6 protein-coding genes and 1 pseudogene are annotated in these 7,384 nt (G+C 52.5%); 4 read left to right on the top strand and 3 right to left on the bottom strand.

The window, feature by feature from the left end; genetic code table 11:
- The first annotated feature begins 196 nt into the window (after positions 1-196).
- Positions 197-1,417 (top strand): branched-chain alpha-keto acid dehydrogenase subunit E2, encoded by a 1,221-nt coding sequence (locus AT710_08550; GenBank protein KUO90681.1) that lies wholly within the window; start codon positions 197-199, stop codon positions 1,415-1,417.
- A gap of 6 nt (positions 1,418-1,423) precedes the next feature.
- Positions 1,424-2,809, top strand: coding sequence for a hypothetical protein (locus tag AT710_08545; GenBank protein ID KUO90679.1), 1,386 nt, complete (start codon positions 1,424-1,426; stop codon positions 2,807-2,809).
- On the opposite strand, the gene AT710_08540 is transcribed toward AT710_08545, so the two are convergent.
- Positions 2,775-3,482 carry a hypothetical protein gene (locus tag AT710_08540; protein KUO90678.1) on the bottom strand — a complete coding sequence of 236 codons (708 nt, stop codon included), beginning with the start codon at positions 3,480-3,482 and terminating at the stop codon, positions 2,775-2,777. The genes AT710_08545 and AT710_08540 overlap by 35 nt on opposite strands.
- Before the next feature lie 172 nt (positions 3,483-3,654).
- Between AT710_08540 and AT710_08535 the strand changes: the two genes are divergently transcribed.
- Together AT710_08535 and AT710_08530 are read left to right on the top strand one after the other, a co-directional pair.
- Positions 3,655-4,809, top strand: coding sequence for a pyruvate dehydrogenase (locus AT710_08535; GenBank protein ID KUO90677.1), 1,155 nt, complete (start codon positions 3,655-3,657; stop codon positions 4,807-4,809).
- 11 nt (positions 4,810-4,820) lie between these two features.
- Complete coding sequence (locus tag AT710_08530) at positions 4,821-5,783, top strand: 2-oxoisovalerate dehydrogenase (GenBank protein KUO90680.1); 963 nt, start codon at positions 4,821-4,823, stop codon at positions 5,781-5,783.
- A 520-nt stretch (positions 5,784-6,303) separates the two neighbouring features.
- On the opposite strand, the gene AT710_08525 is transcribed toward AT710_08530, so the two are convergent.
- Both AT710_08525 and AT710_08520 read right to left on the bottom strand, forming a co-directional pair.
- Positions 6,304-6,594, bottom strand: a complete 291-nt coding sequence (locus AT710_08525) for a pterin-4-alpha-carbinolamine dehydratase (protein KUO90676.1) — start codon at positions 6,592-6,594, stop codon at positions 6,304-6,306.
- 37 nt (positions 6,595-6,631) lie between these two features.
- Positions 6,632-7,079, bottom strand: a pseudogene (locus tag AT710_08520) (hypothetical protein).
- Positions 7,080-7,384: the final 305 nt, after the last annotated feature.

Raw genomic sequence — 7,384 nt, 5'->3', positions numbered from 1 at the left:
ATTCAGGGCAGTCGCGGCTGGGCCAATGGTGAGGAGCTCATATAGGGCCCTCGAGTTAGCGGAGGGGGAAATATAGGAAGAGCTAATGGCGACGCGGCGGGTCTCGCCATACATCTTAGTTATTTGTAAAGAAGCGTTGCCGAATACAGTGAATAAAGGCGTGAACTTATTTAAAAGCGGGTTCCCCATGGATGCAATGGCTAGGTATGAATTCAAGTTCCCTGACTTAGGGGAGGGGCTAAGCGAGGCGGAATTAATTAAGCTGCACGTGAAGATTGGGGATAAGGTTAAGGAGGGGGACACATTGATGGAGGTTCAAACCGCTAAAGCCAATGTAGAGATACCTAGTCCAGTCGCTGGAACAATTCTTGAGATCAAGTTTAAGGAGGGAGACACGATACATGTAGGCGACGTGGTGCTGATAATAGATACAAGCGGGGAACAAACGCTCCAGTTAAATAAGCCAATTGAGGCTAAGGAAGCCGCTCAACCTAGGCAGGAAGCGATCCCGGTCGCCGCGCCGCAGTCACGCGTGAGGGCTATGCCGGCCGCTAGGCGATTAGCGAGGGAGTTAGGCGTTGATTTAAGCAGCATAAAGGGGACGGGGCCGGGAGGCATAGTGACAGCCAGCGACGTGAGGAGAGCAGCGCCGCGGGAAACCAAATCCAGCGGTGGTGGGGAGGCCGCTATTGCCGCTAAGTTGCCGCTGGGAAGCGAGGGGGAGGAGAGGATTCCCGTTAAGGGCGTTAGGAAGACTATTGCGGATAAGATGAGTAAATCGAAGAGGCAGATACCTCATGCGTATCATATGGATGAGGTGGATGTTACCGAGATAGCGAGGATGCGGGAGGAATTGAAGGAGGAATTAACCGATGTGAAGGTGACTTTCCTGCACTTCGTCATGAAGGCCGTCGCCACAGCCCTACGCGAGTACCCGCTTCTGAACGCGTCCTTTGATGAGGAGAGGAATGAAATAATAGTCAAGCACTTCATTAACTTGGGCATAGCCGTTGATGCGCCGCAGGGNCTAGTTGTGGTGGTGATTAGGGACGCCGATAAGAAGAGCATAGTGGAGTTGGCGCGGGAATCGGCGAGGCTGGCTGAGAAGGCTAGGAGCGGTAAATTGGAGTTAAGCGACGTCACGGGCAGCACATTCAGCATAAGCAATATAGGCGCAATAGGCGGGATCGGGGGATTATCCATAATTAATTCGCCGGAGGGCGCCATATTGGCGATCGGTCGAGCCGTGAAGAGGCCCGTGGTGGCAGGCAACGATGAGATAATGATTAGGCAGATAATGATGGCTACGCTGAGCTTTGATCACCGCATAACCGATGGCGCATATGCGGCTAGGTTCATGAATAAGGTGAAGGAGCTCCTGGAGAAGCCGTACCTACTCCTAGTTCAATTAAGGTGAGGGGGAGTGCCGCAGTACGATGCAGCAGTGATTGGAAGCGGGCCGGGTGGTTACGTTGCCGCGCTTAGGTTAGCCCAATTAGGAAAACGGACTGTGCTAATAGAGAAGGATAAGTTGGGGGGTGAATGCACCAATTATGCGTGCATACCGTCAAAGGCATTGCTCCACGTGGCTAAGATCCTGGATTACGCGGAGAAGGCCGCCAGGTATGGGGTTAAGCTTAGGGTTGAGGCGATTGATGTGGAGGGCTTGAGGAAGTGGAGGGACAGCGTCGTTAATTCCCTCAGCGGCGGCATTAAGTTCCTCTGCGATAATTATGGGGTGGATGNCGTGCAGGGCGAGGCTCGATTGAGGAGCGGGCGGGAAATCGAGGTGAGGAGCGACATGGTTAAGTCAATAAGCGCGAGCAGTATAGTGCTGGCCACTGGATCCAAGCCAATTCAATTAAGGGGGCTTGAGTATGATGGGGAAACGATCATTGGGAGCAGGGAGGCAATGGAGATGAGGGGCATCCCGAGGCGGCTCTTAATAATCGGCGGGGGAGTGGTGGGGGTGGAGGCAGCCACGCTATACTCTAGGCTAGGTTCCGAGGTGACTATAGTGGAGATGATGCCTCAAATACTTCCCGGCGCCGATTTAGAGGTGGCGAGATTCATGGAGAAGAGCCTCACGCAGCGCGGGGTTAAGGTGTTGACGAATTCCAGGGTTGAATCAGTGGATAGGAAGGGAGGGGAAGCCATTGTCACCGCCGCGTCGAGGAATGGACGCGTCACTGTGGAGGCAGATAAGGTGCTCGTAGCGGTGGGTCGGAGGCCCGCGTCCGAGGGGCTTGAGGTTATTGGGGTTAATATGGATGAGAGGGGGCACGTCAAGGTGGATAAATCGATGAGGACCAATGCGCCTGGGATCTATGCCGTTGGGGATCTAGTGGGGCCGCCGTACTTGGCCCATAAGGCTATGCGGCAGGGAAAAGTGGCTGCGGAGGTCATTGCCGGCGCATCAAGCGAGTTTGACTCTACTTATGTTCCCTCAGTTATCTATAGCGACCCGGAGGTCGTCTCCGTGGGGCTCACGGAGGATGAGGCGAAGGCAAGGGGGCAAGTGCTCATTGGGAGGTTCCCATTAAGCGCGTCCGGCCGCGCGAGGACGATGGATGAGGCGAATGGATTCGTGAAGGTAATAGCGGATGCAAGCGATGGTAGGCTGCTTGGGATACACATGGTTGGGTATGGAGCCTCTGAACTGGCCGCGGAGGCTGTCATGATGCTTGAGTTCATGGCTACCCTTGATGATGTGGAGATGGTAATTCATCCGCACCCAACCCTCAGCGAGGCGCTCCTGGAGGCAGTGGAGGCGGCTAGGAAGAGGTCCGTTCATATCTATCAACGCTGAGCCTCGCCGGCTCCCCATACTTCTCGGGATTTAATCCGCTGTTTATCAAATCGTTCAGCGTCACTGCCTTAAGCTTCATATCCAGAAGGGAGGCGATGCTCAGCGTTAATTTGCCCTTCACATCCTCAACATCGACTTCCCGCCCCAGCTCCATCTGCATTGACGTTATTTTGGATGAGTCTAGGCCGCATGGATTGATATACGTGAAGTACCTCAGATCCGTGTTGACGTTCAGTGCTAAGCCGTGGAGGGAGACGCCACCCATTACGGCTACCCCAATGGAGCATATCTTCCTATCCCCAACCCACNCCCCCCTATGGCTTGGATTATGCTTGGCCTCTATGCCGTAATTGGAGAGGGCATTAATGACGGCCTCCTCAAGCAGCGTGACGAAGCTTCCCACGGGCATCCTTAACTTAATTATTGGGTAATAGACTAATTGACCGGGGCCATGATACGTTATGTCGCCGCCCCGCTCAACCCAGTAAAGCGGGAGTATTGGCTTAAGGAGGTTCGATGCATTCCCCTTCCTGCCTGTCGTGTATACATGATCGTGAATAACCACTATTAATGTGTCGGGCACCACGTCATTCACGCGAGCCTCATGGATTGCCCTCATTATGGCCCAAGCCCTCCCGTACTGCATGAATCCGAGGTCCAGTAAGTACTCCATCGCTGCCCGCCGCTTCCTCGCGCTTAATAATGGTTTTTTCAGAGTTACTCCAAGTTATTTACTTATTTGATGCATTTCCCTATGTATTATAAATAATATATTTGTAAAGTAAATACAAGNCCCCGTTGACTAACAAACAAGGTTTAAAAGGACGGCAATCCATGGAGCCGCAATGAGCGCCGGCATTGAAGCTGGGGAGACAAGCATTCCCCCGATCTTCACCGTTCAATACAAGGAGCCGGAAGTATTGAGGATACTGCAGCCGAGCGGGGAGGTAAATGAGGAATTATATGAGTGGGGGCCAAGCATTACGGATAAGGAGGTTCTCGCCCTACTTAACCACATGATGCTGGGGAGGGCCGTGGATAAGTGGGCGTGGATACTGCACCGCCAAGGCAGAGTAAAGGGAACTTACGGAAGCTATGAGGGACAGGAAGCAGTTGACGTGGGCTCCATATACGCGCTGCGCGAGGAGGACTGGGTATCCCCATCATATAGGATACTGGGGGGATTAATAATGAGGGGAATAACCCTGGAGGAAGTCTTCTCCAAGTTCTTCGCTAACTCAGGTGACTTAGAGAAGGGACGGAATCTGCCGGTGGAGTGGGGAAGCAGGGCGAGGGGGATACTATCCATTGGAGCCCCAATAGGGCCTCACTTGATTTACGCCGTTGGCTTCGCGTATGCCCTTAGGTACAGGAAGAGGAGCGGAGTAGTAATGGCGTTCACCGGAGATGGCGGGACATCCACGAATGGCTTCCACTCAGCCCTTAACTTCGCGGGCGTATTCAGGACGCCCAATGTCTTCATAATAATCAATAATCAATACGCCATCTCGGTCCCGGTCACCAGGCAAACCGCGGTGACTAGGTTATCCACTAAGGCAGCGGCCTACGGCTTGATCGGGGTATCTGTTGATGGGAATGATTTATTGGCGATGTATAAGGTAAGCAAGTACGCAGTGGAGCAGGTCAGGAATGGGGGAGTACCCATACTAATAGAGGCGGTTACTTACAGGATTGGGCCGCATACGACCTCAGATGACCCGCAGACAAGATATAGGCCCAGGGATGAGGTTGAGAAGTGGCGCAGCCTAGACCCAATAAGCAGGGTTAAGGCTTACCTAGTGAGGAGGGGCGCGGCGTCGGAGAGCGATTTCAAGTCAATGGAGGACGAGATAGAGGAGCGGATAAGGAACGCCATAAAGACCGCCGAGGCCAATCCGCCGCCGGCGCCCGCGGAGCTCGTGAGCGACGTGTACTCATTCACTCCCTGGAACTTGGAGGAGGAGTTTAAGGAAATCATGGAGAACGGGGTGACCGAGTAGTGCAGTTGCCAATGGCGCGTGCGCTGAATGCTGCCATACGGGAGGAAATGAGGCGCGACGACGCCGTCATAGTGCTGGGGGAGGACGTGGGGAAGAAGGGCGGCGTCTTCCTGGTCACGGAGGGACTGCTCGAGGAGTTTGGGCCGGATAGGGTAATAGATACGCCGCTCAGCGAGTCCGGAATAATTGGCTTCGCCATGGGGCTCGCCATGGCCGGCCTCAAGCCTATCGCCGAGATACAATTCGTTGACTTCATTTACCAGGGATTCGAGGAATTAATTAATCAAGTGGCTAAGTTAAGGTATAGATCCGGCGGCGAATTCACGTCGCCCCTAGTCGTGCGGGCCCCCTATGGGCCTGGGGTTAAGGTTGGGCTATATCACTCGCAGGCGCCTGAGTCATACTTTATACACACGCCTGGATTAATAGTGGTGGTTCCATCATCGCCATATAACGCCAAGGGCCTCCTCAAGGCAGCCGTGAGGAGCCAGGATCCAGTGATATTCCTGGAGCCCAAGAGGATTTACTGGTCCCCCAAGGAGGAGGTGCCAGACGAGGATTATGTAATTCAACTAGGAAAGGGGAGAGTAGTGAGGGAGGGACGGGACGTCACTTTAGTGACCTATGGCGCGACGGTTCACGATGCTGTGAAGGCGGCCGAGGAATCATCCAGCGTCGCCGATGTGGAGGTGATCGACTTATTAACACTATGGCCCCTCGACTTAAACCTCATAATTTCCTCGGTGAGAAAGACCGGGAGGCTGGTCGTGGTGCACGAGGCTCCCAGAACGCTGGGCCTTGGGTCTGAGATATCTGCATTAATAGCTGAGAAGGCGCTGGAGTACCTAGTAGCCCCAATAATTAGGGTTACTGGACCCGATGTGCCGACGGCCCCCATTTCCCTAGAGGAGCTTTACATGCCTACCCCCGCTAGGATAAGGAGCGGCATAATGAGGAGCATGAAATTCTCCTAACATTTCCCCCTCAAAGAGCTCAGCAAGGTATCTCCGGCGCAATTGTAAGGTATAGTCGGTGTTTGCCCATGGCCTTCCATCACTTTCAATTGCTNCTGCGCGATGATACGGGCGACAAACCCTCTTCGGGGCGGGAATGGGGTTAGAACCCTAGATATTGGGCAACTCATTCCTGGGGCGGCATCATTGCCTGGCTGCATTACCTTATTTCATCCATGTACTCCCCAACCTCGTTACCGTCTAACCTAAAGCTCATCACTGTATTTGCGCCGAGGCCCTTGATGTGTTGCACCATCATCTATTGCCTGTTTCCTGGCTTGCTCCGCCTCTCCGTGAACTCAATTATCTCGCCGCCGGCTAATGACCTTCCCAGCCAAGGATCCCCCGCCGATTCCCCTGGATCTAACGGTTATTCAGAGGGCTATGCCCACTGCCTTAACCATCTTGAACCCAGGAATATGGGGGAAATAACGACAATTACGTTGCCCTCATTAATTGCCATAATTGCCACGCCGATGTTTTAAGACTTTTCGTGCCTAAGTTTATCGAGCTCACTCGCTAGTTTGAAGTCTAGCTCAGTTAATCCGCCGGCATCATGGGTGGTTAACTCCACGTGAACCCTATTATAATGGATGCATATATCCGGGTGATGATTGATGGAGTCCNCCACCGGCTGTATGCTTCTCACGTACTCAACGGCTTCCTTGAAATCATTAAAGATGTACTCCTTGACTAATTTATCGTCCTGAATTAGCCATCCCTCCAAGTCGCGCGCCCTACTTAGAACCTCATTCCTGGATAACTTGTTCATGTATCTAAGATTATTGGCCTTATATATAAATTGTTATTTAATTGCCGCCCTTCCTGCGCACCGCTTCATGCCGCTTATGGGACTCACGCTCGTTCTGCTTCTTCTTCCACTTATGTACATGGGTCTCCCGGAGACCAATGGAACGCAGACCCCGCGAGCGATGTCCAGCCGGAGTTAANCCCCTGAATGTTCTTCCACTGCTTTCCTTGGCCTTAATCATGATTGCCAGAGCCGGCTTAGCCGCATTACCCTGCTTCACCTTCTCTAAGTATTCCCGCAGAGCCTTTATGTTCCACTCATAGGAAGTCTTTCTCCTAGGATCAACCACTATACCGATTAATCTGGCATCATCCGACGACAAACCAACGGCCTCTATTTCCTGGAGGGAGAAACCACGGCCAGGCCTAACGCCATTCCCTCCCCTACCCCCCAAGCAACTTGGGCGACTTAACCAAGGGCCTTGGCGAATCCACATCACTAGCCATACGCTGATCGAGGCAAAGCCCCATTTAAAAATCTTCCCACATAATCCCCCACCAGAAAAACAATCACATAAAACCCATTTAACAGCAACTCGAAACCAATACGCATAAACCTACTTATCCATCTAAAATAATTCATTATACTCCTGAAGCGAGCGAGTTATATTTCTATTTTGTCTTGGGAAATTTTTTCATGCTTTTCCGCGTCTCGCAGAGTTTTCCCAAGGTCGGGGAAGGAGAATTCCTTGGGAAAAAACAAAAACGCAATACTTAAATATAAAAAGTATATAAGTTTTCAGCAGAATCTA

Source organism: Thermocladium sp. ECH_B (genome assembly GCA_001516585.1).
Classification (GTDB): Archaea; Thermoproteota; Thermoprotei; order Thermoproteales; family Thermocladiaceae; genus Thermocladium.
The sequence above is the reverse complement of the archived record's forward strand: the minus strand, read 5'-3'. Positions and strand labels throughout refer to the sequence as shown.